The organism is Legionella stuttgartensis (genome assembly GCF_977063405.2).
This window is the reverse complement of sequence record NZ_CDRUHA020000071.1, coordinates 206,635-232,980: the sequence shown is the minus strand read 5'-3', so window position 1 is coordinate 232,980 and position 26,346 is coordinate 206,635. Positions and strand designations below refer to the sequence as shown.

The window sequence follows — 26,346 nt, the reverse complement described above, 5'->3', positions numbered from 1 at the left end:
ATCACACATTCCAATTGCTAACATTCAAAATGAAAGCAAAATTAATTGTACATGAAGCATAATTGATATTCTATATTTTTAAGAGAAAACTATGCATTTTTTTCGAGCAATTCATTCACCACAAGATTAAATAATGTGCGATCGGATTTTTCTGAAGACAATGAATTTTTTACTTTATTTAAATTGGAAATCATTTTTGCCGGTTGGCTTGGATCTTTATAAAAATGATCTACATAACGGCTTAATTCATGAGCGTTACAATCATATTGCAAAAATTCAGGGACGATCATTCTGTTTGCTAATAGATTACACAAACCAAAAAATTTAACTTTAATAAATCTCATCGCTAACACATAGGATAGGAATGAAGACTTATAAATAATACACATAGGTTTCTCTAATAAAGCACACTCAAGAGATGCCGTACCTGAAGAAACAATAATGAAATTTGCTGCCGCCATGCAGTTTAGCGCTTGGCCTTGTACAAAGCTAATAGGTAAATTTACATTCGAGAAATAGTGTTTAATTTTTTCTGGGTCAATTGTATCTGCAATAGGAATTACAAAATGTAAATTTGGATAGCGTTGATGCAAAATTAGGGCAGTATCCCGTAGAACGGGCATATGATATTTAATTTCGTTCGCTCGACTTCCTGGAAGAAGAGCAAAAATGTTCGCCTCTTGGGGAAGCCCTAATGTTGTACGCTGTGATTGACTTTCATCAACAGATGCTATTTTTTCAACTAGAGGATGACCAACAAAATTTACTGGAACCTCGGCTTTTTCATATAAAATTTTTTCAAAAGGCAAAATAACTGCCATTCGATCAATGCATTTTTTTATAAGGTGAATGCGATTGGCTTTCCATGCCCAAATTTGGGGACTAATATAATACAGAATCTTAATACCTAATTTTAGCTTTGCATATTTAGCTAGTCTCAAATTAAAGCCTGGATAATCTACGAGGATCAGTAGATCAGGTTTTTGCTTATTTAAATGCTTTTTAATTGCCAGAAATGCCTTGCGAATCACATGAAGATTACGAATAACTGCTGTAAGTCCTGTCACACCAAGGTGTGCCAAGTCTGAAATAACTTCAGCCCCAGCTTCTTGCATGTGTCGACCACCAATTCCACTAATCTCAAGATTAGGGTAGGTGGCTTTTAATTGGCGAATCAAAACCGATGCATGAACATCTCCCGATTCTTCACCAGCAATAATAACAATGCGTTTAAATTTCTGCATGACGTTCAATTAAGTTATTGTGTATAAGAGAAGTAATTGTTTCTGCAACTTCCAGTGCTTGCAGACCATCTTCACCAGTCACCAGCGGTGTACTATTTTCTTGGATGCATTGGATGAATGATTTTATTTCTTCAAATAATGCATCTCCTTGTTCGTACGCGGTTTCTTCGCGAACTATATCAGGAATCCCAGGAAACATTTCGCCTGTTCCTTTTTTGAATACAGCAAGTTTTTTACTCTGATAATCAATTGAAAGATAGGAGTTTTTTTGGAATATTCTGGTCTTGCGTTCTGTTTTAAAACTTACGCGACTGGCAGTAAGATTAGCTACACACTGATTGGCAAATGTAATGCGAGCATTAGCTATATCAATTGCCTTAGTGAGTATAGGCGTACCTTGGGCCAGAATTGATACTATAGGGCTCTTAACTATATTTTGGATTAAATCTATGTCATGGATCATCAAATCAAGGATTACATTAACATCTGCTCCACGTGGCTTAAACGGAGCCAATCGTTCTGATTCAATAAATAAAGGTGTTTCTAAATAGTCATCTAAAGCCAATCGTGCGGAATTAAAACGCTCAAGATGTCCAACTTGTAGTTTTACTTGATGCTTTTTAGCAAGTTGAATTAACTCATTTGCCTGATCTACAGTTTCAGTAATTGGTTTTTCAATTAAAACATGGATGCCATGCTCCAAAAAGACTTTGGCGATTTCAAAATGTTTGTTTGTTGTTGCTGCAATACTTACTGCATCAACTTTGTCAAATAAATCATGATAATCGTTATAACCTGTCACCTTTAGTTCTTGAGATACAGTTTCTACTGTATTGGGATTCAGATCGCAAATTCCTACTAACTCTGCATTTGGAAGAAGTTGATATTTTTGTGCATGAAATCTACCCAGATAACCTACACCAATCACGGCACAACGAGTTTTATTCATTTATAATTCATATATATGTTAATTATTTGCGCGAATGATCGCATTTCCTGGATGATAAATCAATTTTAAAAGAGTATTATTGGCCAACATTATGTCTATGAATACACTGATTTTAGATACAGGGAATAATAATATTATGCTTATAGCTGGAGTGGATGAAGTAGGGCGAGGTCCTTTAGCTGGTGCGGTTGTAACCGCAGCCGTGATCTTAAGAGCACCTATAGAGGGTCTTGCAGATTCAAAAAAATTAAGTGCAAAAAAACGTGAATTGTTATCTATACAAATAAAGGAACAGGCTATTGCTTATGCTTATGGAAGGGCGGAAGTAGATGAAATCGATAGCCTGAATATTCATCATGCCACTTTGCTGGCCATGCAACGCGCAATTGATGCTTTGCCAATCAAACCGGATCAAGTTTTGGTAGATGGCATACATATACCCAAGTTAAGTATCCCTTGTAAGGCAATTGTGCAAGGAGACAATTTGATTCCCGAAATTAGTGCCGCATCAATTCTTGCTAAGGTGTTGCGAGATGCAGAGATGGTAGCGTTTGATGCGATCTATCCTGGGTATGGGTTTGCAGAGCATAAAGGGTACGCCACAGCTGCTCATCGAGAAGCATTAGATCGACTCGGCCCTTGTATGATCCATCGTCGAAGCTACGAACGAGTAGCCGCCTTGCTTTAATTTATATCGTTTTAGCGCATTAAGTTTTCTTTGACAACCACTGAACCCTGCGTGCTACGAATTGATCGTAACATCCAGGAAAAAGCGAGCTTAGTGCCTCAATACCACGATCCCACGGACAAGCTTCGGGAGGTGGGTACCAAGTCAAATAAAACTTAAGGTGAATTGGAAGGACTTCGTTGGGGTTGACTCAACTATCGGATCCAGCGGCTATTTACAATCACCTTAAACTATTAAATAAAATTTTATGTGAGCTGATAGACATTAATATCCCAAAGCTTGCTAAAAAGGTCACCATTGCGGTGCCTCCATAGCTGACTAAAGGCAAGGGAATGCCAACAACAGGAATAATCCCCATAACCATTCCTATATTTACAAAACCAGACATGAAGAACGACATTGCAAGACTTGCGGCTAAGAGGCGAGTATATGTAGTTTGCGCATTGGATGCGATATTCAAGCTTCTCAGTGAAACCAAAACGATGAGTGCGATAATGGCAAATCCTCCTGCAAAGCCGAATTCTTCGCTGGTTACTGCAAAGATGAAATCTGTAGCATGTTCAGGCAAGAAGTTAAGATGAGATTGGCTACCTTGTAACCAACCTTTACCAGCTAAACCACCAGAGCCAATGGCAATTTTGGACTGAATAATATGATAACCAGCTCCGAGTGGATCTTGTTCCGGATCAAGAAGCGTATACACTCGTTGCTTTTGATAATCATGCATTAGATGCCAGACAACTGGAATAGCAGACCCAACAAGGAGTATCAGCAACAGAATAACTTTAAATCGAATTCCAGCTAAAAATACTACACAAAGTCCTGCTGCAGCAACCATAATTGCAGTACCTAAATCAGGTTGCTTTGCAATAAGGAGCGCAGGGACGCAAATAATAAGTCCCGCTATAGCAAGAGATTTAAAACTACTAGGACGCGTTTGTCGATCAAAGTACCATGCAGCCATCATGGGGACAGCTAATTTCATGATTTCAGAAGGTTGAAAGCGAAATAAGCCCAATTCAAGCCAACGTTGAGCACCTTTTCCAATTTTTCCCATAAGCATCACGGCAATTAATAAAGTTAATCCAATGCTATATATCCATGGAGTCCATATTTTATATTTATGGGGAGGGATAAAACCGAGCACAACCATAATGAGTGATGCAAAAATAAGTCGCATTGATTGACGTAAAATCATCCCTGAGTTGGCATTCGATGCACTATACAAAATTAAAAGACCAAAGCAAATTAATAAAAGCAATAGTCCCAATAAGGGAAAATCCAAATGGAGTGATTTTGCGGTGAAGCGATAAACCGGTTTACTGTGTCGTCTGTTCATGAGTTTTCATCGGATAAAGTTGATAGTAAGTATCAAGTACTTTGCGTGCAACCATTGAAGCCGCGACATCATTCTCTACAACAACGGCAAGAGCAATTTCAGGCTCTTCAACCGGAGTAAATGCAATGAACAATGAGTTGTCGCGTAATGCTTCGGGAATATCTTCATATTTTGTTTTTTCATATTGTCTGCCGCTAAATACCTGTGCTGTCCCTGTTTTGCCAGCAACAGGGTACGGTGGATTTCGTCCAAATCGATAACCTGTACCTTCATTGCTGATCAAAACGTTGTGCATGGCATCAGCAACGATATCCCAATTTGCTTCATCTTTAAGGTAAATTGGATATTCTTCGACAGGTTTATATCGCTCTGTCTCACCACTGTCACTATTTACTGTTTTTGTTAATAAATGAGGTCTGAATCGTTGTCCATGTTGACTCAACGAAGCAGTTGCATTTGCCATTTGTAATGGTGTAGCGAGCATAAAGCCCTGGCCTATTGAAGTAATTAAGGTGTCTCCTGGATACCACGGAACGCCTTTGGTTTGTTTTTTCCATCGTAAGCTTGGAACGATACCTGAGGCTTCTTCATAGAGATCAATATGACTTAAATGGCCCAGACCAAATTTTACGAGCATATCCTCAATATTAGAAATACCCATTTTATTACCTAGCTGATAAAAGTAGGTATCACAAGAAACGGTGATCGCTCTTTTAAAATTAATCATCCCATGCCCTGTTTTTTTCCAATCTCTATAAATATGACTTGCAGTAGGAAGCTTATATTTACCAGGATCATAAATTGTTGTTGCAGTAGTAACAAATCCTTTATCCAGGCCTGCTAAACCAACAAATGGTTTAATTGTAGATGCAGGTGGATATACTCCCCGTACAGCTCTATTAAATAAAGGTCTTTGTAAGGTATTTGACAGTTTCTTATATTCTTTAGAACTTACGCCACCCACAAAAATATTCGGGTCAAAGCTTGGCGAGCTCGCCATGGCTAGAACTTCGCCATTTTTAGAATTAATCATGACCACAGCACCTCTTTTATCCTTGAGTGCTTCGTAAGCCGCTTGTTGGAGTCTGACATCAATACTCAAGTAGAGTTTTGATCCTGAATGAGGATTAATTTTATTGACAACTCTTAATGTGCGTCCACTTACGTCAGTTTCTACCATTTGGTATCCCACTTTACCGTGGAGTACATCTTCGTAATATTTTTCGACACCTGCTTTACCAATAAAGTTTGTAGCACGATAATTCGTTGGATCGACCGATCTTAATTCTTCAACGTTGATTCTACCGACATATCCCAATACATGGGCTGTAATTTCACCCAAGGGGTAGTGGCGCATCAGACGTGCTTTAATGCTAACTCCTGGAAAATGATATTGATTGATGGCAAAAATCGCGACTTCCTCTTGAGTTAATTTCAATTTAACAGGTATAGGGACAAAAGAACGGTTTTGTTTTCGTATTCGTTTGAAATTTTGTACGTCTTCTTCCGTGATCGAAGGAATCAGTTTTTGTAATTCGGCTAAGGTTTGCTCCATGTTCTTAACATGTTCAGGGATTATCTCAAGAACGTAAACGGGAATGTTTTCTGCGAGCAGGACCCCATTTCTATCAAGGATTACGCCTCTTGGTGGAGCAATAGGGATAATGCTCATTTGATTTTTTAGAGATAAGGTTTGATATTTTTTGAATTCAGAAATTTGTAAAAACGCCAGTCTTAGAACAAGAATTAAAGATAAAATAATAAGAAAAGCAACCAACAAATTAATTCTAAAAAGTTGATGCTGAGATTCCATCCTATAATTTTTAAAAGATTGATTTCGACTCATTGACGCACAGTCAGTTAAGCTGGACTTAAAGACCCGCATAGTAACTTAAAATTGAATTGTTTACTATAGGTTTCTGTCCCTTGTAGTCTAGATGAAATGCAGTAATGATTTGGTGTTGGTCCTTTGTTGTTACACTTGGTGGCAGTGAATACAATTGCCATAAAAGCTACTTATGATAAGGATGATTATTAATAATAGACCATGCTCTATATAGAGTTTCTAACAAAATAATACGTACTAAGGGATGGGGAAGGGTGAGTTTTGATAAAGACCAACGTTCATCACATAATCTAAGTATTTCCTGAGAGAGACCTTCTGGACCACCAATGATAAAACAAAGATGACTCGTTGTTTGTTGTAATTGAGATATCTTAAGTGCTAATTCTTCACTGCTAAATGTCTTGCCTTCAATTTCTAAGGCAATAATTCGTGCATTACTGGGTAATGCATCTTTAATAAGAGCAGATTCTTTCTCTAATATTCGTGATAAGTCTGATGATTTACTGCGGCGAATTAAAGGTATTTCAATTATTTTGAGTTGAACACCATCATTTAGTCGTTTGGCATACTCATTTGAACCTTGGGTAACCCAATTTGGCATTTTATTGCCTAAAGTAATGATGGTGATTTTTAACATAACGGTTTAAAAAATATTAATTCTCGGGGTGTTCTTCCCAAAGACCTTCTAGATTATAGTATTGTCGGTATTCAGGTTGCATGACATGGATAATAAAGTCACCAAAGTCGATAAGAACCCAATCACCGGTTTCTAGACCAGTACAATTTATCGCTGGAGTCCCGGAAGTTTTCATATCCTCCATGACTTTTTGTGCAATGGCTTTGACATGCCGAGAGGCGCGCCCTGAAGCAATAATCATATAGTCTGTAATGGTTGTTTGTTTTTTAACATCAATTACTTTTACATCGATGGCCTGATTATCATCAAGCAGGTGCAATAGTTTCGTTAATATTGGGTTTTTATCTAACATATATAAGCTAACAATTATAAAAGGCGCTGAATCATAACAGTATTTTGCCTATATAAAAAGAGCTATAGCAAATACACTCAATTCATTTAAAGACAAAATATCAGGTTAATAAAAAATACAAATTACTTTTCATCGATTTGCATGCGGAGCATAGGCTCTACCATTGAATCTGAATAATCATTTACACAAACATTAGTTAATAAAAATTTAATTACTGCATATAAAACCAGACAGCATAAAGCCGCGATAAATAATATTCCTAATTGTTGAGTAAATGCCACAGCATATAGATTTTTTAATACAACAATATTGGTTTCACCGGATGGAATCGCTGTTAATGAAGCCAGCTTGCCTGATAAAAATCCACCTATTCCCAGAGATACAAAAAAGATACCCATTAAGGTACTTACTTTGTTTTTATCTGCAAGAAGGGTGATCGCAGATAATCCAACTGGAGATAAAAGGAGTTCTGCTAAGGAAAACATTAAATAAGCCGGAATAATTAAAAGTGGCGTGAGCAAAGTACTTTTATCAGTGAAATTACTGACAAAAGCAATAACAGCATAAGCTGCAGTGGTAATAAATATTGCGAGTAGAAATTTTTTCCCAATACTTAATCCGCGTTCGACTATGTTAAGTTTTGGATTTTTCTTTGCTAAGAAAAATCCGATAATTAACATTCCCACGCTTTGAATCGTTACATAATAAGGGGCTGGAAATTGAATGCCGCAAAATGTTGGTTCAACAACGCGTGAAATAAATAGGGTAAGGGACATAAACATTTGGAAGTAAAAAGACCAAAACACTACTGAAATGATACACAACAAGCCAATTACTAGAGTTTGTCGTGATTGATTGGCATTTTCTCGACTGACAGAGTATAAAATATATCCAGCTGAAAATAACACAACAAGCCCAAATATAATATTAGCTAATTCAGGAGAATTTAAAATATAGAACGATAAGGACCATAGAAATATCATTAAGAAAAGAGCTGCAACAATCTTTTTATATTGAAAAACAAATGGATTATAGTCTTTAATATTGTATTTCCTGATGCCATATAAAAAGACGCTAAAGGCGACAATCATACCCATTGCAGCGCTTGTGAATGAGGAAACCCAGCCCAAGTACTCATTCAAAATACTTGGTAGTGTGGTCCCTAAAATAATACCTGTGGTAATTCCCATATAAAAAATGGTAAAGCCACTCTCGCGACGCGCGGAACCCATAAGGTATTCATTCCCTAATAGAGATGAGATATTTGGCTTTAATAATCCTGTTCCCACGGCAATTGCCGCAAGAGATGCGGTAAGAACAGTTGTGTTATCTACTAATGATAGAACACAGTAGCTTGCAAAGAGTACAACTGCACCGAGCAAAACAGCTCGTTTTTGTCCTATTAATTTATCCGCAATCCATCCTCCTACTACAGGGGAAAGATAAGTCAATGCAGTAAATGATCCAACCAAAGCATAAACTTGTTTGTCTGGCCATTTGAAATGCAAGGCTAAATAGAGTGCTAAAAGTGACTGTACTACATAAAAACCATATCGTTCCCACATCTCAGTTGCGAAAAAAATACGGAGTGACTTTGGGTGTTTTTCAGATTTAGTGTGCACTTTATTTAGATCGATAGGTTAACATGGGCCAATTATAACATAGTAATGTTATCCAGCATAGACAGAGTGCCTGCTTATTGGGCATGTTGATTTAAATTTGATGTTTTCGAAAGTAAACTGTGCGGATATTATAAAATATCATAATGAATTAAAGAACTTATCTCATTTAGTTATTAAAATTGATATCTATGCTCTGAAATAGCTCTAGTGTATTATGCTTTTATTTTAGTTCGCTATGGAGCACTGTTAATGGAAGAATTTAAAACAAACCGTGTCATTAGAGCAAATCAAGGCAGCGAAAAACAAGCTAAAAGTTGGCTTACAGAAGCAGCACTTCGTATGTTATGTAATAATCTTGACCCCAATGTAGCAGAAGATCCAGATGCTCTGATCGTTTATGGTGGCTTGGGTAAGGCCGCTCGTAATTGGGAATGTTTCAATAAAATTGTAGAAGTGCTAAAGACATTAAATGATCAGCAAACACTATTAATTCAATCAGGAAAACCTGTAGGTGTTTTTACTACTCATGAGGATGCTCCTCGTGTGCTTATTGCCAATTCCAATCTAGTTCCACGCTGGGCGACTTGGGAACATTTTAATGAGTTAGATAAAAAAGGTTTGATGATGTATGGTCAGATGACTGCAGGAAGCTGGATTTATATTGGCTCGCAAGGCATTGTACAAGGGACTTATGAAACTTTTGTTGCTGCAGCTCAGAAACACTACGCTGGGAGTTTGGAGGGGCGTTGGATATTAACAGGTGGCTTAGGAGGAATGGGGGGAGCGCAAACTTTAGCGGGTACAATGGCAGGAGCAAGTGTTTTAGCGGTTGAATGTGATATTTCAAGGATAGAAAAACGCATTAAAACCAAGTACTTAGATCGTTATACACCAGATTTAGATGAAGCTTTAGCCTGGATAAATGAATCTTGTCAAAAGAAAATCCCTCTATCAGTTGCCGTTTTAGGAAATGCCGCTGAAATTTTTCCACAGTTGATTCAACGAGGAGCTTCTCCTGCGTTAGTTACTGACCAAACCAGTGCTCATGATCCGTTAAATGGTTATCTACCTGCTGGATGGACATTAGAACAAGCGTCAAAAATGCGTAAAACTGCCCCTGAAGAGGTAGTTGTTGCAGCGAAAAAATCTATGGCGCTACAGGTTCATGCAATGCTTGAATTTCAAAAAAGAGGAATCCCCGTTTTTGATTATGGGAATAATATAAGACAAATGGCATTTGAAGCAGGAGAAAAAGACGCTTTTAAATTTGAAGGTTTTGTTCCTGCGTACATTAGACCTTTATTTTGTGAAGGAATTGGACCGTTCAGGTGGGTTGCTTTATCAGGAGATCCTGAAGATATTTATGCTACTGATGAAATGGTTAAAAAATTAATCCCGGACAATAAGCATCTGCATAATTGGTTGGATATGGCGAAGAAGAAAATTGCATTCCAGGGGTTACCTGCACGAATATGTTGGGTTGGATTAAAAGATCGAGCACGTTTAGCATTGGCCTTTAATGAAATGGTTCGTAATGGTGATGTTAAAGCTCCTATTGTAATAGGTCGTGATCATTTAGATTCTGGCTCAGTAGCAAGTCCAAATCGCGAAACAGAAGGTATGATTGATGGTAGTGATGCTGTATCGGACTGGCCATTACTTAATGCGTTATTAAATTGTGCTAGCGGTGCCACTTGGGTTAGCATCCACCATGGTGGTGGGGTAGGCATGGGATTTTCACAACACGCGGGTGTTGTGATTGTCGCTGATGGAACAGAAAAAGCGGCACAACGTCTGGCAAGAGTACTCCATAATGATCCCGCAACTGGAGTTATGCGGCATGCTGATGCAGGGTATGACCTTGCAAAGAAATGCGCTAAGGAAAACTCACTTTGGTTGCCTATGGAAACCTAAAATAGATTTTGTAGTTTGGGTTTTACCCAATAAAAGATCTTAATTCGAGTTTGATCTCAGGTTGGGTCAAAGACCCAACCTATTTTTAAGGAGGTAAATTAATGCAAGAGTCTTTTATTCTTCAACCAGGTGAGTTGAACTTGCATTCAATCAAAGAGATTTTAGCAAAACAATTAACTTGCGTTCTTGCTAAAGAGGCATTTGAGCGGATTCATGCATCACATCAAACAGTTAAAAAAGTAATTCTAAACAAAAAAACAGTATATGGTATCAATACTGGTTTTGGATCTTTAGCAAATCAGACCATTTCCGAGGAAAATCTGAAACAATTACAACGAAATATCGTACTTTCTCATGCGTGTGGTACAGGCGAACTACTATCTGATGAAATTGTTGCTTTAATTTTATTGCTTAAAATAAATAATCTAGCTCAAGGATATTCCGGCGTTCGTTTAGAGCTAATTGAGGCATTAATCTCTTTATTTAACCATAAAGTATATCCTTGTATTCCAGCGAAAGGATCCGTAGGTGCTTCTGGAGATTTGGCTCCTTTAGCCCATTTGTCTTTACCTTTACTGGGTGTTGGGGATGTTAGGCATCAAGGAAAAGTAATCAGTGCCCTTGAGGGATTGAATATTGCGGGTTTAAAACCAATTGAATTAGAGGCTAAAGAGGGTCTTGCTTTACTCAATGGACTGCAGACTTCTACTGCAATTGCTTTAAATGCTTTATTTACTACAGAAAAACTATTTGAAACAGCCCTTATTGCTGGAGCTTTATCTGTTGATGCGGCTAATGGGAGTGATGTGCCATTCGATGATCGAATTCAAAAAGTACGAGGACATGAGGCGCAGAGGAATGTAGCAGCATACTATAGGGAGCTGTTAGCTGGAAGTGAGATTCGCGAGGCTCATCGACATTGTTCTCGAGTTCAAGATCCTTATTCTTTAAGATGCCAACCTCAAATTATGGGCGCCATACTGCATCAAATACGATTTGTAAGAGAAACGTTACATATTGAGGTTAATGCGATTTCAGATAACCCACTTGTGTTCAGCGAGCAAGAGCAAATTATTTCAGGAGGTAATTTCCATGGAGAAATAGTTGCCATGGCGGCTGATAATCTTGCTTTGGCTATAGCTGAGATAGGAGCGAGCTCTGAACGACGCATTGCTTTGTTAATTGATAAAAATTTCAGTGGATTGCCTGCTTTTTTAATTAAAGAAAGTGGTTTAAATTCCGGATTTATGATTGCCCATGTTACGGCCGCTGCCTGTGCAAGTGAGAATAAGGCTTTAGCTCACCCGCACTCAGTAGATAGTCTTCCGACCTCCGCGAATCAAGAAGATCATGTTTCCATGGCAACCAGTGCTGCGCGACGTTTACATGAAATGAATGATAACACAGCAACAATTTTAGCTATTGAGTTATTAGCAGCGGGGCAGGGACTCGAATTTCGTAAGCCATTAAAATCATCTACCTTATTAGAGAAAATTTATCAGCTGATTCGTTCTGATGTTGCAGCTTATGATACCGATCGGTATTTTGCACCTGACATTGCGATAATCAAGCAAAAGATTTTAAATGAGGAATTTGTTACTCCATTTTTCCATTTATGGGATAAAGATTAGGAATTAAAGTGACTATTGAAATTTATACCGATGGCGCATGTAAAGGAAACCCAGGTCCTGGTGGTTGGGGTGTTTTGCTTCGTTATAAAGGACAAGAAAAGACCTTATATGGTGGGGAAGCGCATACTACGAATAATCGTATGGAGCTTATGGCCGCAATTAAAGGCTTGGAAGCTTTAAAGCGTCCTTGTTCCGTTGATTTGTATACTGATTCGCAATACCTTAGGCAAGGAATGACCGAGTGGCTATCTAACTGGAAAATAAAAGGTTGGCGTAACTCTAAAAAGGAGCCTGTTAAAAACGCAGATCTTTGGCAAATATTAGATGTATTGGCTTCTCGTCATCAAATAAAATGGCATTGGGTAAAAGGGCATTCTGGTCATGTAGAAAATGATTTGGTAGATGCCTTGGCAAATCAGGCGATTGAAGAATTAAGTGAGTAAATGATGCGTCAGATTATTTTAGATACAGAAACTACAGGTATAGGACCGGAGCAAGGACATCGGGTCATTGAAATAGGCTGTGTGGAATTAGTAGAAAGAAAATTAACTGGGAAACATTTTCATGTTTATCTCAATCCTCAACGCCAGGTTGATGAGGGGGCTTTTCGTGTTCATGGAATAAGTGATGAGTTTTTGCAAGACAAACCACTATTTGAAGAAAAAGCGGAGGAATTTTGGCAGTTTATAGTTGGGGCTGAATTAATAATTCATAATGCTCCTTTCGATGTTGGATTTTTAAATTCCGAGCTAAAGTTAATTAAATGGAGCAAAAAGCTTGAAGATTATTGCAATATTGTTGATACGTTAGTTTTGGCGCGTGAAAAATATCCAGGACAGCGAAATAGTTTAGATGCTTTATGCAAACGATTTGGCATAGATCACTTTAACCGTGAACTTCATGGCGCTTTACTCGATGCTGAGATCTTAGCATACGTATATCTGGCAATGACTGGGGGACAAACCAGCTTGTTTGCAGAAGTTGAAGAAACATCCATTCATGCCAAGGTCAAAACCCAAGAAATTGCTGCCCTTCAATTAGCAAACCCTATTGTATTACCTGCAGCGCATGAGGAACTTGATTTACATCAGGCTTTTGTTGAGTTTCTGAGTAAGAAGTCAGGAATTAATCATTGGGAAGAAAATTGATATCCTGAGAACGTCTTTTTTTGATTTCTTATAGTAAAAACTGATGGATGAGGTCCAATTAGGACCTGGTATCCATCGTCATTCATTAATTTTAACTTCTATGGGCTTTTGGGAATTAGGAATTTTATCGCAAAATCTTTACCAATACATTCTCCAAGCGCTTTTCCCCAGATACCTGCGTTATCACTGTTGATTTTATCAGGAATACTGCCATAAAGTTCTTGCTGACATTTACTGACGCTATCTGGAATCTTAGCAGCGCACTGATCGTAAGTCATTTTAATTTCATCAAGTCGCTTTTTTAGCTGAGGATCATTTTCAAATCCTTTGCATATGAGATCAGGCAATAAGGGGGTAACTGATTTAAGCCAACTGTCTTTAGTTATATCAACTGGGTTATTAGAAGTAGCATTAGAAGAGGCATTATTAGTAGAAGAAGTGCCACCAGCACTGCTGGATGTATCTTCAGCATTTATTGAGAATGAAATAAATGTACAACCTAACAAAATGTACAACCTTGTAAGCAAATGTTTAGTCATGATTGAGTACCTTTTAATATCCTTCCATTAAATAGTAGGACAAATATTTCTATTTTGCGTAAAAACAATTTGTGTTGGTCAAAAAATATACTAATATTAAGGTGAAGATGGATAAATCATTAGGAAATATTATGGAAAAACAAAGTTCTATTTTATTATCATTAAATTATTTTTTATTTATTCCTCTATTCTTTTTTCTTTTTTCTTCCTCCACAGCGTTAGCAAACACCTTTGTCTTCAATCCAAATTCCTTGACATGGAAGGCTATTGATTCAAATGGCAAAGTTGTGCGAATAGGGAAAGGATCGGGCGGCAAAAAATATTGCCCCGATATCCATAGAGGATGTAAAACACCAAGTGGTGTTTTTACTATATGGAGTAAGGGGGGGCCTGGATGTGTATCCAGTCGTTATCCTGTAGGACGTGGCGGATCACCTATGCCATATTGCATGTTTTTTTCAAAGTATTATGCGATACACGGTTCTTATGATGTCCCAAATTATAATGCGAGCCATGGTTGTATTAGAGTACATCCGGGTGATGCGAAATGGTTAAGCAAAAATTTTATTAGGATAGGGACTAAGGTTATTGTTAAACCATATTAATTCTGCAAGATCGGGAGTAACGAAGCAAAATAAATTGCTTCGTTACACTAAAATCATATTGAGTATTAATACTCATCCTCATCATCAATGCTAAATGACGAGCCACATCCGCAAGTAGTTTTGGCGTTTGGATTACGAATGACAAATTGTTCGCCTTGTATCCCTTGGACATAATCAATTTCAGCATCATGTAAGTACTGATAACTCATTGAGTCAACAAGAAGTTTTACTGAAGAGACACCATCTGAACATTGCTGAACGACTACAGTATCATCTTCATTGATTTCTTCATCAAAACTAAATCCATACTGAAATCCAGAACAACCGCCACCTGTAATGGAGACACGGAGATTCAAGTTTAAATTATCTTCTTCTTTTATTAGCTCTGCCACTTTATCTGCTGCACTGACAGAAAAGTGGATGTCGCTGGTAGTAGGGGATATATCAATAGCAGCCATGTTAACTCCCGTTGTATCATATAAATTATAACGCAATTATCGAATAATTTGTTCAATAGTAGCACCGCCTAGACATTGGTTTTTATCATAAAAAACTACATATTGTCCTGGGGTAACTGCTCTTTGTAGATTAGAAAACATCACATAATGCTGATTCTCATTCTGAGGTGAAATGATGCAGCCTTGTTCCGCTTGCCGGTATCGTGTTTTGGCGTAACAGGTAAGAGGTAAATTCTCCTTACAATCAGCTAACCAATGAATTGGACCACAAATTAGTCCTTGTGCATAGAGCATAGGATGTTGACTGCCTTGAGCTACATATAAAGTGTTAGTAGATACTTCTTTATCGACAACATACCAAGGATCATCGGTTGAATTTTGTAAACCACCAATGCCCAAACCCTGCCGTTGGCCTAAAGTGTAAAACATTAATCCATCATGCCTTCCTAGAACATTACCATCAGTGCTTTTTATTTCACCAGGTCGGGCTAGAATGAATTCTTGTAGAAAAGATTTAAAACGTTTTTCACCAATAAAACAAATACCCGTCGAATCTTTTTTTGCTTGAGTAACCAAACCCAATTTCTTAGCGAACTCTCTAATTTCTGGTTTTGTATAATCGCCAATTGGAAAAAGGGTTTTTGCTAGAGCTTTAGGCTCGACTGCATGTAAAAAATAGGTTTGATCTTTATCCCGATCTTTTGCTTTGTATAAGAGTCCAACGTCTCCTGCTATTTTATTTTTAGCATAATGTCCTGTTGCAATATAATCTGCTCCAAGTGTTAATGCATGATTTAAAAAAGCATTAAATTTGATTTCTTTATTGCACAACACGTCAGGATTAGGTGTTCTTCCTTTTTCATATTCACTTAAAAAATGCGTGAATACTCTTTGCCAATATTCTTCAGAAAAATTAACAGTATGCAGCGGAATATGTAATTGATTACATACGGCCTGAGCATCAGCAAGATCTTGGGCTGCGGGACAGAATCCGTCTTTATCGTCTTGTTCCCAGTTTTTCATGAACAGGCCTTCAACTTGATAACCTGCTTCTTGTAGTAACCACGCTGCAACTGATGAGTCAACTCCACCAGACATTCCAACTATAACTTTAGCTTTCATAAAATTAAGATACCGCTTAATATCCTATGTTTTTAGAACCGTAGCTTGAGAAGATAAAAATAGATCACAAACTGCTGTTCTATAATAGTATTGTTCAAAAATATAACCCTTTAGGATACGACAATAATGCTGCACTTACAAGAAATGGTTAAACAAGGCCAACAAACTAAAAAGGTGACACTCAGTGAGCGTTTACCTAATTTCATTACTTCACCCTGTCAGTTGGATATTACTTATCATGTTGAAGCTAAAGAAGATTTTTATTTAATGCATCTTCATGTTAAAGGTGATTTACCCATTCAATGTCAGCGTTGTCTGGACGAATTTCCTTTTCCATATGATAATATGACTGTAATTGCTGTATGTCGAAATGATGAAAGGGCAGAACAGATATTAGAACATTACGAATGTATTGTTTCCGAAAATTTGCAGGTGAGCTTGGAAGATGTACTAATTGATGAGTTACATCTCTATGCGCCACAATTTCATCCAAAAATTGAAGATTGCAGCAGTGAAATAAATCAAATTTTAATGGGAAAAAATGAATTTTATTGAAATTTTATCGAATTAACACTAATATTCCCGCTTTATGAATGCAATTTGTTTAGGAGTAATACAATGGCTGTACAACAAAATAAAAAGTCACGCTCACGTCGTGACATGCGTCGTTCGCATGATGCTTTGACCAAGCCAACACTGTCTGTCGATGAAACTACTGGTGAAACTCATCTTCGTCATCATATGACTCCCGATGGTTATTATCGTGGTAAAAAAATTATTGACACTGATACAGTTTACGAACAAGAGTAATTTTCTTGAAAAATATCACCATTGCAATTGATGCGATGGGTGGGGATCATGGTTTAAATGTTGTGATTCCTGCCTGTATTCGTGCAGCAAAGAATGATCCTGATTTGAAACTTATTCTTGTCGGCGTTCACGACAAGATTAATGCTGCTCTAAAAAAACAGGGTGTAGCGTCTTCAAATCAATTTTCCATAGTTCATGCTTCTGAAGTAGTGGCTATGGATGAATTGCCTTCACATGCTTTGCGAAATAAAAAAGATTCTTCCATGCGAGTAGCCATTAATTTGGTGAAAGAAGGTATGGCCCAGGCTTGTGTTAGTGCTGGGAATACTGGTGCTTTAATGGCTACAGCACGTTATGTTTTAAAAACATTACCAGGAATTGATAGGCCCGCAATTGTTTCTGAGCTACCCACAATGAAAGGTAGAACATGGGTCATTGATTTGGGTGCTAATGTGGATTCCTGTGCAGAGCATTTATTTCAGTTCGCAGTTATGGGCTCTGCATTAGTACAAGCGGTAGCGAATAAGCCTAAACCTAAAATCGCCTTATTGAACATTGGCGTGGAAGAAATGAAGGGAAATGATCAAGTGAAACGCACAGCTCATATGCTTGCTGAATGCGAGATTATGAACTATGTAGGCTATGTAGAAGGTGATCATTTTTATTCCGGAGAGGTAGATCTGGTAGTTTGTGATGGTTTTGTGGGTAATGTAGCTTTAAAAGCGAGTGAAGGACTTGCAAAGTTATTTGTGAGTTTACTCATGGAGGCATTCAACAGAAACTGGTATACCAAACTTTCTGCTTTAATTGCCCGGCCGGCATTAAGGCATCTTAAGAAGCGCTTTGATCCTTCTCGTTATAATGGCGCAAGTATGCTTGGTTTGAATGGTATTGTAGTTAAAAGCCATGGTGGTGCTAATGAACTAGGGTTTCAACATGCTATTGAGCAAGCAGTTCTTGAGGTTAAAAATAACGTAGTAGATTTAGTACGTGTCCAAATAAATGATTTTATAAATCAGGGATTGCTGTTATGAAAAATGCTGTAATACGTGGTACTGGAAGTTATATTCCTGAAAAACAACTTACTAATCTTGAACTTGAGTCAATGTTAGACACTACTGATGAGTGGATTGTTACCAGAACCGGCATTAGTAGCCGCAGTGTCGCGCAACCTTACGAAACAACCTCGTATATGGCTTCCAAAGCTGCCGAGCAAGCGTTGATTGCCTCAGATTTGAATGCGGATGAAATCGATTTGATACTGGTTGCTACGTGTACTCCTGACCATTTTTTTCCAGGCGTGGCTTGCTATGTTCAACATGCGTTAAAAATTAAACGACCTATACCTGCTTTTGATGTCGGGGCTGCATGTAGTGGTTTTGTTTACGTAATGGATATTGCAAAACAGTATATTTCATCCGGTGCAGCAAAAAATGTGCTCGTCATTGGTAGTGAAAGCATGTCCCGAGCAGTAGATTGGACTGACCGCTCAACTTGCGTTTTATTTGGTGATGGTGCCGGAGCAGTGGTTTTAAGTGCGAGTGATAAACAAGGTATTATGGGAAGTGTGTTACATGCTTCTTATGATGCTGAAAAATTATTGAATCTTAGTAATGCAACATTTGATAATCAACGTGCTACGATTAGTATGCGTGGTAATGAAGTTTTTAAAATTGCCGTCAAAATTATGGGCGATGTTGTTGATGAAGTTCTAGAGGTGAGCCATCTGAAAAAATCTGATATTCAATGGTTAATTCCTCATCAAGCAAATATGCGTATCATTCAGGCCATTGCTAAAAAACTTGACCTGCCTATGTCACAAGTGATTGTTACCATCGGTAGCCAGGGTAATACTTCGGCTGCATCTATTCCCTTGGCTCTGGATCATTCTATTCGGACCAATCAGATTAAAAGAGATGAGTTGTTATTGATTGAGTCTTTCGGTGGTGGAATGACTTGGGGAGCAATGGTAATTCGTTATTAATAATTTATTTGAGTCAACTTTTTGAATTAAATTTTTAGTTCGGAGCTATTTTTAAATGGTAAAAACAGCATTTGTATTTCCTGGGCAAGGTTCACAATCAGTAGGTATGTTGGCTGATTTTGAGTTGCAGTATCCTATTGTTGTAAAAACTTTTGCGGAGGCATCAGAAGCAGTAGGTTATGATTTATGGAAACTTGTGCAACATGGACCGGAAGAAAAACTAAATCAAACAGAACATACACAAGTCGCAATGCTTACTGCTGATGTGGCTGTATATAGAGTATTGATGCAACATGGTATTGCTCAGCCCATGATAATGGCTGGCCACAGTCTTGGTGAATATGCTGCATTGGTTTGTGCTGATGCACTGTCATTATTTGATGCGGCATGTTTAGTTGCCCGTCGGGGACAGGTTATGCAAAATGCAGTGCCTTTGGGTTTAGGTGCTATGGCTGCGATTGTTGGCTTAACTGATGAGCAAGTAAAAACTTTATGTGAGCAAGCGAGTCAAGGGCATGAGGTTGTGACACCAGCCAATTATAACGCAATCGGACAAGTTGTTGTTGCGGGACATACCCCTGCTGTGATGCGAATATTAGGATTAGCTGAAGAAGCTGGTGCTCGTTTGGCTAAAGTAATTCCAGTAAGCGTCCCATGTCATTGTCCTTTATTGTCTGAAGCGGCGGCATCCTTTGCTGAATATCTGGCTAAAATTGAATTTAAAAACACGAAGACAGATGTAGTAAGTAACGTTGATTTAAGCATTTATCATTCTGTACAACACATACGTGAAAAGCTAAAAGAGCAATTATATAGTCCAGTTCGTTGGGTTGAAACAATCCAGCTCTTTAAAAATAATGGCATAGAACTTATTTTAGAATGTGGCCCAGGAAAAGTGTTGAGCGGATTAACTAAAAGAATAGACAGAAGCTTAAATACTATTAGTGTTTACGATACTATTAGTCTGGATCAGGTTGAAGAGCAATTTGCATAATTTGTCCAAAGGTACAACCTAAAAAATAAACATTTTCTATTGAGGAATACATGATGAGTCTAGAGGGAAAAATTGCCTTAGTTACTGGGGCAAGCCGAGGAATAGGTCAGGCTATAGCCCTTAAATTAGCGCAGCAAGGTGCTTTTGTATTTGGTACAGCGACTACAGAACAAGGTGCTCAATCGATTAATGCCTATTTTGAAAAAGAAAAACTATCTGGAAAAGGATTGGTTCTGGATGTTACCAATTCGGAACAAATAGAGCACGTAATTGGCGAACTGACTCATGAGAATCAATCTCCTTCAATATTAGTGAACAATGCAGGAATAACATCAGATAATTTATTACTGCGTATGGATGATGATGAGTGGTATAAGGTAATTGAAACGAATTTGAATTCAATATACAAAGTGTCTAAAATTTGTATTAAACCTATGTTTAGAGCACGATGGGGACGTATTATTTCTATTGGATCAGTAGTTGGTTCAAGCGGAAACTCAGGGCAGGTAAACTATACCGCAGCAAAAGCGGGTATTGTTGGTTTCAGTAAATCCTTAGCACAAGAAGTTGGTAGCCGAGGAATCACTGTTAATGTTGTTGCACCTGGTTTTATTGATACAGACATGACAGCTGCTTTACCTGATATGGTAAAGGAAGAAATGTTAAAGAGAATTCCTATGCGCAAGCTAGGAGAGCCTAAGGATATAGCTGAAGCAGTAGCATTTTTGGCATCAGATAGTGCGAAATATATCACAGGTGAAACAATTCATGTCAATGGCGGCATGTATATGGACTAAATGCACTTGCGTTATCTGTATAAATGAATAAACTATACCACTTCCATTTAACTTTGGTTGTTTGGGATTACTTAATATAAGTAATTGATTAAGTTACAAATGTATTTTGGTTCATTGACCAAGCAAGCAAAGTTAAGTGGAAGTAGTATGGTAATAACCCGAAATTTTTTTAAATTTCTATCAACCGAAAGAGGAAAATCAAGTTATGAGTACAGTTGAAGAGCGTGTTCGCAAAATTGTTGTTGAACAACTAGGCGTTAAAGAAGAAGAGCTAAAGAATGATGCATCATTTGTTGATGACTTAGGTGCTGATTCTTTAGATACTGTGGAATTGGTTATGGCTCTTGAAGAAGAATTTGAAACAGAAATTCCTGATGAGAAAGCTGAAAAAATTACCACGATTCAAGAAGCGATTGATTATATTGAATCTAATTTAAATAAAGAAGAAGCATAATATTTGCTTTTATCTCTTCCTCTCCTTCATCTGGGAGAGGAACGGGTATGTTTTACGAGGAGCTTTCATTGAATAAGCGGCGTATAGTGATTACTGGTATGGGTATGGTTACCCCTGTCGGTCTTAATGTAGAAGAAACTTGGCAAAATATATTAGCGGGTGTAAGTGGTGTTGTTTTGGCAGATGAATTTGATGTCAACGAATACAGCACACGCATATGGGCTAAAGTTAAGAATTTTAATATTGAGAACTATGTCCCACTTAAAGATGCGCGTAAAATGGATGCATTTACCCAATATGGTATTGCTGCGGCTGATGAAGCAATGCGTGATTCGGGCTTGAAGATTGACGCAGATTTATCAAATCGTATTGGTGTTGCTGTGGGTGCAGGTATTGGTGGCATCCAAACAATTACCAATAATCAGGATAAACTAATGGCGGGTGGTCCCCGAAAAGTTTCTCCTTTTTTTATTCCGGCAGGTATCATAAATATGGTTGCTGGACAGATTTCAATTAGACATCAGCTTAAAGGTCCCAATATTGCTGTTGTTACTGCATGCACTACTGGAACACATAATATTGGCCTTGCTGCGCGAATGATTGCTTATGGCGATGCTGATGTTATGGTATGCGGTGGGGCTGAAATGACCTTAACTCCACTGTGCTTGGCAGGATTTTCTGCAGTGCGATCTCTATCTAAACGTAATGATGAGCCTGAAAAAGCATCAAGACCTTTTGATAAAGATAGGGATGGTTTTGTTATGGGCGAAGGGGCAGGTATTCTTGTATTAGAAGAATATGAACATGCAAAAGCACGTGGTGCAAAAATTTATGCTGAACTTGTAGGGTTTGGTATGTCTGGAGATGCTTTCCATATCACTGCTCCTGACGATGATGCTGATGGTGCTGCTCGCGCAATGGAAGCTGCCATACATGATGCAGGTATCGATCCTGAGCAAGTTGATTATATTAACGCACATGGTACCTCAACGTATCTTAATGATTTAAATGAAACAAAAGCGATTAAACGTGTATTTAAACAACACGCTTATGAGTTAGCTGTGAGTTCTACAAAGTCAATGACAGGTCATTTACTTGGTGCGGCAGGGGCTGTTGAAGCTATATTTAGTATTTTAGCAATTAGAGATCAAATCGCTCCACCAACTATTAATTTGGATAATCCAGATGAGGGCTGTGATTTGAATTATGTGCCCTATACAGCTCAAAAACGAGCTATTAATTATGTTCTGAGTAACTCACTTGGTTTTGGCGGAACAAATGGTAGCTTACTATTTAAGCGTGTATAAATGACGTTTCCAAGACATAAAAAACTGACACTCCTTGTTGTACTGTTTTTTATGTCTTTTTTTATGTTCTTTTTGATTACTTATATTCAAATTACTAAACCTATTGTTCCTAAGCAGAGTTCTCCGGTTGTTATTACCCTTGATCGAACCGCTACTGCCTCACAATTTGTAAAAATATTAAAAGATAAAAATTTAATACGTTCCAGTTCAATGCTTCTAATGATAATTCGTTTTTCAGGCGTGTCTTCTCAGCTCAAAGCTGGTGTATATCAAGTAAAACCAGGCGAAACTGCAATGCAGTTACTGCATCGAGTGGTAGCGGGAGATGTCTTAACGCAAAATTTTACAATTATTGCAGGGACAACCCAGCAAAAAATTTCTCAAGATTTACTAAAAGCGGCTTATTTGAATTATCATCCAGAGGATTGGAGTTCCATCAAAGAGAATCATCCTAATGCTGAAGGATTATTGCTTGCTGACACCTATCAATATCTCGGTGGAAGTACTGGTAAAAGTTTGTTAGAGCATGCACATCGTAATTTAATTAATTATTTGACTACAAGTTGGGTCAATAGAGCACCAAATTTGCCCTATAAAAATCCATATGAATTACTAATAGCGGCCTCAATTATTGAAAAAGAAACAGCTGTTCCACAAGAGCGTAAGCTGATTTCTGGTGTCATGCTCAACCGCTTAAATAAGAACATGCCTTTACAGATGGACCCGACTGTTATTTACGGTTTAGGGGCGGCCTATACAGGAAAACTCTCGCATAATGATTTACTAATCGATTCGCCTTATAACTCATACCATTATCGAGGATTGCCTCCAACACCTATTGCCATGGTAGGTAAAGAGTCATTAGATGCTGCGGCCCACCCTCAATTATCCAATTATTTATATTTTGTTGCTAAAGGTGATGGAACACACCAGTTCTCAGAAACTTATCAGCAACAAAAGCAAGCAATTAATCAATATAAACGCAAGGATTTCTAATGGCGTCTTCAACCGGGAAGTTAATTGTTATTGAAGGATTGGAGGGGGCAGGTAAGTCCACTGCAATAAATACAGTTATAGAACTGTTAGCAAAAAGACATATCAAAACTATAACAACTCGAGAGCCTGGTGGCACAGTGATAGGTGAGATTCTGCGTGATCTGATTAAAAATCCAGAATACAGGGATATTTTGGATGATCGAAGCGAATTGTTATTACTTTATACAGCGAGAATTCAACTTCTTGAAGAGGTTATTAAGCCTTCATTACGCCAGGGAATATGGGTTATTGCGGATCGATTTGAACTATCAACTATGGCTTACCAAGGCGGTGGAAGGGGATTAGATCAAACGATGGTTAATCAATTATCTTCTTTTGCACTGAAAGGATTTAAACCGGATTTGACTTTATATTTGGATATTAGCCCTGAAGAAGGAATGATACGCGTTAAATCAAGAGGTGAAGTTGATAGGATTGAGCAACAATCAATTGATTTTTTCCATAGAGTCCATGAGAGCTATATTCATTATGTTGAGAGGTGTGCTAATACAGTAACCATTGATGCGCGACGACCATTATACGAAGTCCAACAATCCATTCAAAATGTAATGAATGAGTTTATAGAGCTGCAGCAATGAGTCACATCAATGAGTCGCAGAACCGTTCTTCCCTGGATGATAAGAAACGATATCAATCACAGTGGAATCAAATTCAATCTGCATGGATAAATAATCGTATACCTCAATCGATGCTATGTGTGGGAGCATTCGATTATGCCTTTAATGATTTTGTCAGAAACTTAACTCAATTGTTTTTCTGTAAAAGGAAAGGAAGTGAACCTTGTTTTGAATGCGCGGATTGTCAAATGGTTGCTCGTGGTGAACATCCTGATGTGAAATGGGTTAAGCCAGAAAAAAGTGGCGGACCAATTAAAATTGATCAGATCAGGGAACTACAAAGCTATGCCTATTTAACTCCTCAGCGGGCTAAGCATCGCTTGATTGTAATTGAATCGGCCGAACGAATGAACATTGCTGCTGCAAATTCATTACTAAAGATTTTAGAAGAGCCGGCGTCGCAGACCATATTTTTACTTTTGGCTCAACAATTAAGCACTTTATTGCCTACAGTTTTAAGTAGATGCCAGATAGTACGTTTTGCATCGCCTGAGGGTTTGTTACAGAATAATTTTTTACGATTGGCTGAGTATTTTCCCGAAGAATCCGAACATGCGATGATTATCAAACAAGCTGAATTTATTTTAAATGGGGTAATTGCTGTAATGGAGCAAAAGGAACATCCAAGTAAGGTTGCAGCTCAATGGAGTCAGTTTGAATTTGGTGTGTTACTGTGGTTTCTGTATTTAGCATATGCGCAAATACAAATAATGCAAATTAATGGTGCAGCAGCTAGTGGTCCCGCTATACACCAATTAAACCATCTAATGTCTCAAATAGACTCCATGACGATTTTTTGTCAAATCGACAAAATAAATACATTACAACGAAAATTAAGCCATAATATGAATGTAAATCAAACTTTGGCATTAGAGGATTTATTGATAGGACTGCATAGTGAATCTAAGATTTTCCCATAAAAAAGAATGCATACATGATTTGATTTGATAGGAAATCCGGATGTTTAAAGGAGATCTATGATGGATACTATAGAACAGATTAATTGCTCGTTTCTTAATGAATCAACACTTTATATGGCTTATATGCCTTTTGTGAAAGGAGGCGGTTTATTTATCCGTACTAACACGAATTATTTATTCGGTTCCATAGTTAAGCTCTTGATTAAATTAATGGATGAAGATGAGCTTTATGTCGTTGAGGGTAAAGTTATTTGGATTACCCCTAAAGGAGCACAGGGAAACAAAGTGCCCGGAGTCGGCGTGCAATTTATTGGAGAAAATAGCCGCTATGTGTGTAATAAAATAGAGACCTATCTAGCAGGCATGTTAAAATCTTCGCAGTTAACCGATACCATGTAGATTAATTCAATCTGAGAAAAAGATTTTTATCTTATACTGAATTGATCAAAATTTTATGAGGTCATTCCATGTTAGTTGATTCGCATTGTCATTTAAATTTTCTTGATCTAGCTGATTTTAATAATGATATGGCTAATGTCTTGGTACAAGCAAAAGCAAATGACGTGCAGCATTTTTTATGTGTGTGTGTTGAACTTAATGATTATCCCCAATTAGAACAACTTGCCGCAGAATATCCTAATATCAGTATTTCAGTGGGAGTCCATCCAAATACGGAGATGGAATATCCTGTGACATCACAAATGTTATGTGACTTAGCAGAGAATCCAGCTTGTATTGCGATAGGTGAAACAGGCTTGGACTATTATCGCACCCATACTGAAGAAGCGCGAGAGGTGCAGCGTAATCTCTTTAGAGAGCATATTAAAGCTTCTTTAAAAGTTTCGAAGCCCTTAATTATTCATACTCGGCAAGCGGCAGAAGATACCATAGCCTTAATGGCAGAGGAAAATGCACAACAAATTGGTGGCGTAATGCATTGCTTTGCTGAAAGTCTTGACATAGCGCATAAAGCCATTGATTTAAATTTTTATATTTCATTTTCAGGAATTGTTACATTTAAAAATGCAACTGTACTTCAAGAAGTAGCACGAAAAGTGCCGTTGGATCGGATATTGATTGAGACGGATTCACCTTATTTAGCACCAGTACCTTATCGTGGCAAACAAAATCATCCTGCGCTTGTTAAGTACGTGGCTGAAGCGATAGCAGAGCTTCGTAACATGTCCTACGCTGAGATAGCTGAAATTACCACAAATAACTTTTATACTTGTTTTAAATTGTAGTTTTTTTCGTAGCTTGGATGAGGCGTACCAGGGAAATGCCTTATAACGAAACTCGGTTTCGATTCACTT

29 protein-coding genes are annotated in these 26,346 nt (G+C 37.8%); 19 read left to right on the top strand and 10 right to left on the bottom strand.

Going from position 1 to position 26,346, the window contains the following annotated elements:
- Positions 1 to 89: 89 nt before the first annotated feature.
- Entirely contained in the window at positions 90 to 1,244 is a 1,155-nt protein-coding gene (lpxB, locus tag ACWTEW_RS25670) for a lipid-A-disaccharide synthase (protein ID WP_454780931.1), read from the bottom strand.
- Positions 1,231 to 2,193: a Gfo/Idh/MocA family protein gene (locus tag ACWTEW_RS25665; protein ID WP_454780930.1), complete on the bottom strand. Its 963-nt coding sequence runs from the start codon at positions 2,191 to 2,193 to the stop codon at positions 1,231 to 1,233. Before ACWTEW_RS25665 ends, lpxB begins: the two co-directional genes overlap by 14 nt.
- A 136-nt stretch (positions 2,194 to 2,329) precedes the next feature.
- Between ACWTEW_RS25665 and rnhB the strand changes: the two genes are divergently transcribed.
- Positions 2,330 to 2,881, top strand: a complete 552-nt coding sequence (gene rnhB, locus ACWTEW_RS25660; protein WP_454781277.1) for a ribonuclease HII — start codon at positions 2,330 to 2,332, stop codon at positions 2,879 to 2,881.
- Positions 2,882 to 3,101: 220 nt separating this feature from the next.
- On the opposite strand, the gene rodA is transcribed toward rnhB, so the two are convergent.
- The 5 genes from rodA to ACWTEW_RS25635 all read right to left on the bottom strand — a co-directional run bounded on the left by rodA (position 3,102) and on the right by ACWTEW_RS25635 (position 8,677).
- The gene (gene rodA, locus ACWTEW_RS25655) at positions 3,102 to 4,220 is read right to left on the bottom strand and encodes a rod shape-determining protein RodA (RefSeq protein WP_454780929.1); all 1,119 of its coding nucleotides are present in this window, start codon (positions 4,218 to 4,220) and stop codon (positions 3,102 to 3,104) included.
- Positions 4,201 to 6,066, bottom strand: coding sequence for a penicillin-binding protein 2 (mrdA, locus tag ACWTEW_RS25650; protein ID WP_454780928.1), 1,866 nt, complete (start codon positions 6,064 to 6,066; stop codon positions 4,201 to 4,203). Before mrdA ends, rodA begins: the two co-directional genes overlap by 20 nt.
- A 166-nt stretch (positions 6,067 to 6,232) precedes the next feature.
- Positions 6,233 to 6,703, bottom strand: a complete 471-nt coding sequence (gene rlmH / locus ACWTEW_RS25645; RefSeq protein WP_454780927.1) for a 23S rRNA (pseudouridine(1915)-N(3))-methyltransferase RlmH — start codon at positions 6,701 to 6,703, stop codon at positions 6,233 to 6,235.
- Between the two features lie 16 nt (positions 6,704 to 6,719).
- Positions 6,720 to 7,055, bottom strand: a complete 336-nt coding sequence (gene rsfS, locus ACWTEW_RS25640; RefSeq protein WP_454780926.1) for a ribosome silencing factor — start codon at positions 7,053 to 7,055, stop codon at positions 6,720 to 6,722.
- Positions 7,056 to 7,177: 122 nt separating this feature from the next.
- Positions 7,178 to 8,677: a peptide MFS transporter gene (locus tag ACWTEW_RS25635; RefSeq protein WP_454780925.1), complete on the bottom strand. Its 1,500-nt coding sequence runs from the start codon at positions 8,675 to 8,677 to the stop codon at positions 7,178 to 7,180.
- A 249-nt stretch (positions 8,678 to 8,926) separates the two neighbouring features.
- Here ACWTEW_RS25635 and hutU point away from each other — a divergent pair, with 249 nt between their 5' ends.
- The 4 genes from hutU (at position 8,927) to dnaQ (ending at position 13,370) form a co-directional block, all read left to right on the top strand.
- Positions 8,927 to 10,591, top strand: a complete 1,665-nt coding sequence (gene hutU / locus ACWTEW_RS25630; RefSeq protein WP_454780924.1) for a urocanate hydratase — start codon at positions 8,927 to 8,929, stop codon at positions 10,589 to 10,591.
- Between the two features lie 101 nt (positions 10,592 to 10,692).
- Complete coding sequence (hutH, locus tag ACWTEW_RS25625; RefSeq protein ID WP_454780923.1) at positions 10,693 to 12,222, top strand: histidine ammonia-lyase; 1,530 nt, start codon at positions 10,693 to 10,695, stop codon at positions 12,220 to 12,222.
- An 8-nt stretch (positions 12,223 to 12,230) separates the two neighbouring features.
- Positions 12,231 to 12,665 carry a ribonuclease HI gene (gene rnhA, locus ACWTEW_RS25620; RefSeq protein ID WP_454780922.1) on the top strand — a complete coding sequence of 145 codons (435 nt, stop codon included), beginning with the start codon at positions 12,231 to 12,233 and terminating at the stop codon, positions 12,663 to 12,665.
- Positions 12,666 to 12,668: 3 nt separating this feature from the next.
- A complete protein-coding gene (gene dnaQ, locus ACWTEW_RS25615; protein WP_454781276.1) occupies positions 12,669 to 13,370 on the top strand; it encodes a DNA polymerase III subunit epsilon in 702 nt (233 codons plus the stop codon).
- A gap of 98 nt (positions 13,371 to 13,468) precedes the next feature.
- On the opposite strand, the gene ACWTEW_RS25610 is transcribed toward dnaQ, so the two are convergent.
- Positions 13,469 to 13,909 (bottom strand): hypothetical protein, encoded by a 441-nt coding sequence (locus ACWTEW_RS25610; protein WP_454780921.1) that lies wholly within the window; start codon positions 13,907 to 13,909, stop codon positions 13,469 to 13,471.
- Positions 13,910 to 14,040: 131 nt separating this feature from the next.
- Between ACWTEW_RS25610 and ACWTEW_RS25605 the strand changes: the two genes are divergently transcribed.
- Positions 14,041 to 14,514 carry a L,D-transpeptidase gene (locus ACWTEW_RS25605; RefSeq protein ID WP_454780920.1) on the top strand — a complete coding sequence of 158 codons (474 nt, stop codon included), beginning with the start codon at positions 14,041 to 14,043 and terminating at the stop codon, positions 14,512 to 14,514.
- A gap of 65 nt (positions 14,515 to 14,579) precedes the next feature.
- On the opposite strand, the gene erpA is transcribed toward ACWTEW_RS25605, so the two are convergent.
- Positions 14,580 to 14,972: an iron-sulfur cluster insertion protein ErpA gene (gene erpA / locus ACWTEW_RS25600; RefSeq protein WP_454780919.1), complete on the bottom strand. Its 393-nt coding sequence runs from the start codon at positions 14,970 to 14,972 to the stop codon at positions 14,580 to 14,582.
- A 36-nt stretch (positions 14,973 to 15,008) separates the two neighbouring features.
- Positions 15,009 to 16,094: a tRNA 2-thiouridine(34) synthase MnmA gene (gene mnmA, locus ACWTEW_RS25595; protein WP_454780918.1), complete on the bottom strand. Its 1,086-nt coding sequence runs from the start codon at positions 16,092 to 16,094 to the stop codon at positions 15,009 to 15,011.
- Between the two features lie 126 nt (positions 16,095 to 16,220).
- Here mnmA and ACWTEW_RS25590 point away from each other — a divergent pair, with 126 nt between their 5' ends.
- From ACWTEW_RS25590 to ACWTEW_RS25530, 13 genes are all read left to right on the top strand, one after another.
- The gene (locus tag ACWTEW_RS25590; protein ID WP_454780917.1) at positions 16,221 to 16,649 is read left to right on the top strand and encodes a YceD family protein; all 429 of its coding nucleotides are present in this window, start codon (positions 16,221 to 16,223) and stop codon (positions 16,647 to 16,649) included.
- A gap of 63 nt (positions 16,650 to 16,712) precedes the next feature.
- Positions 16,713 to 16,904, top strand: coding sequence for a 50S ribosomal protein L32 (gene rpmF / locus ACWTEW_RS25585; protein WP_058469054.1), 192 nt, complete (start codon positions 16,713 to 16,715; stop codon positions 16,902 to 16,904).
- A gap of 5 nt (positions 16,905 to 16,909) precedes the next feature.
- Entirely contained in the window at positions 16,910 to 17,938 is a 1,029-nt protein-coding gene (gene plsX / locus ACWTEW_RS25580; protein WP_454780916.1) for a phosphate acyltransferase PlsX, read from the top strand.
- Complete coding sequence (locus ACWTEW_RS25575) at positions 17,935 to 18,888, top strand: beta-ketoacyl-ACP synthase III (protein ID WP_454780915.1); 954 nt, start codon at positions 17,935 to 17,937, stop codon at positions 18,886 to 18,888. The genes plsX and ACWTEW_RS25575 overlap by 4 nt, the downstream gene beginning before the upstream one ends.
- A gap of 55 nt (positions 18,889 to 18,943) precedes the next feature.
- Entirely contained in the window at positions 18,944 to 19,882 is a 939-nt protein-coding gene (fabD, locus tag ACWTEW_RS25570) for an ACP S-malonyltransferase (protein ID WP_454780914.1), read from the top strand.
- Between the two features lie 50 nt (positions 19,883 to 19,932).
- A complete protein-coding gene (gene fabG, locus ACWTEW_RS25565) occupies positions 19,933 to 20,679 on the top strand; it encodes a 3-oxoacyl-ACP reductase FabG (RefSeq protein WP_454780913.1) in 747 nt (248 codons plus the stop codon).
- A 205-nt stretch (positions 20,680 to 20,884) separates the two neighbouring features.
- Positions 20,885 to 21,133, top strand: coding sequence for an acyl carrier protein (acpP, locus tag ACWTEW_RS25560; protein WP_003631752.1), 249 nt, complete (start codon positions 20,885 to 20,887; stop codon positions 21,131 to 21,133).
- Between the two features lie 68 nt (positions 21,134 to 21,201).
- Positions 21,202 to 22,440, top strand: coding sequence for a beta-ketoacyl-ACP synthase II (gene fabF / locus ACWTEW_RS25555; protein ID WP_454781275.1), 1,239 nt, complete (start codon positions 21,202 to 21,204; stop codon positions 22,438 to 22,440).
- Positions 22,441 to 23,436, top strand: coding sequence for an endolytic transglycosylase MltG (gene mltG / locus ACWTEW_RS25550; protein WP_454780912.1), 996 nt, complete (start codon positions 22,441 to 22,443; stop codon positions 23,434 to 23,436). It abuts the gene before it with no gap.
- Positions 23,436 to 24,074 (top strand): dTMP kinase, encoded by a 639-nt coding sequence (gene tmk, locus ACWTEW_RS25545; RefSeq protein ID WP_454780911.1) that lies wholly within the window; start codon positions 23,436 to 23,438, stop codon positions 24,072 to 24,074. Before mltG ends, tmk begins: the two co-directional genes overlap by 1 nt.
- Positions 24,071 to 25,033, top strand: a complete 963-nt coding sequence (locus ACWTEW_RS25540; protein ID WP_454780910.1) for a DNA polymerase III subunit delta' C-terminal domain-containing protein — start codon at positions 24,071 to 24,073, stop codon at positions 25,031 to 25,033. The genes tmk and ACWTEW_RS25540 overlap by 4 nt, the downstream gene beginning before the upstream one ends.
- 60 nt (positions 25,034 to 25,093) lie before the next feature.
- A complete protein-coding gene (locus ACWTEW_RS25535) occupies positions 25,094 to 25,432 on the top strand; it encodes a PilZ domain-containing protein (RefSeq protein ID WP_454781274.1) in 339 nt (112 codons plus the stop codon).
- A 68-nt stretch (positions 25,433 to 25,500) separates the two neighbouring features.
- The gene (locus ACWTEW_RS25530) at positions 25,501 to 26,277 is read left to right on the top strand and encodes a TatD family hydrolase (protein ID WP_454780909.1); all 777 of its coding nucleotides are present in this window, start codon (positions 25,501 to 25,503) and stop codon (positions 26,275 to 26,277) included.
- The last annotated feature ends 69 nt before the right edge of the window (positions 26,278 to 26,346 follow it).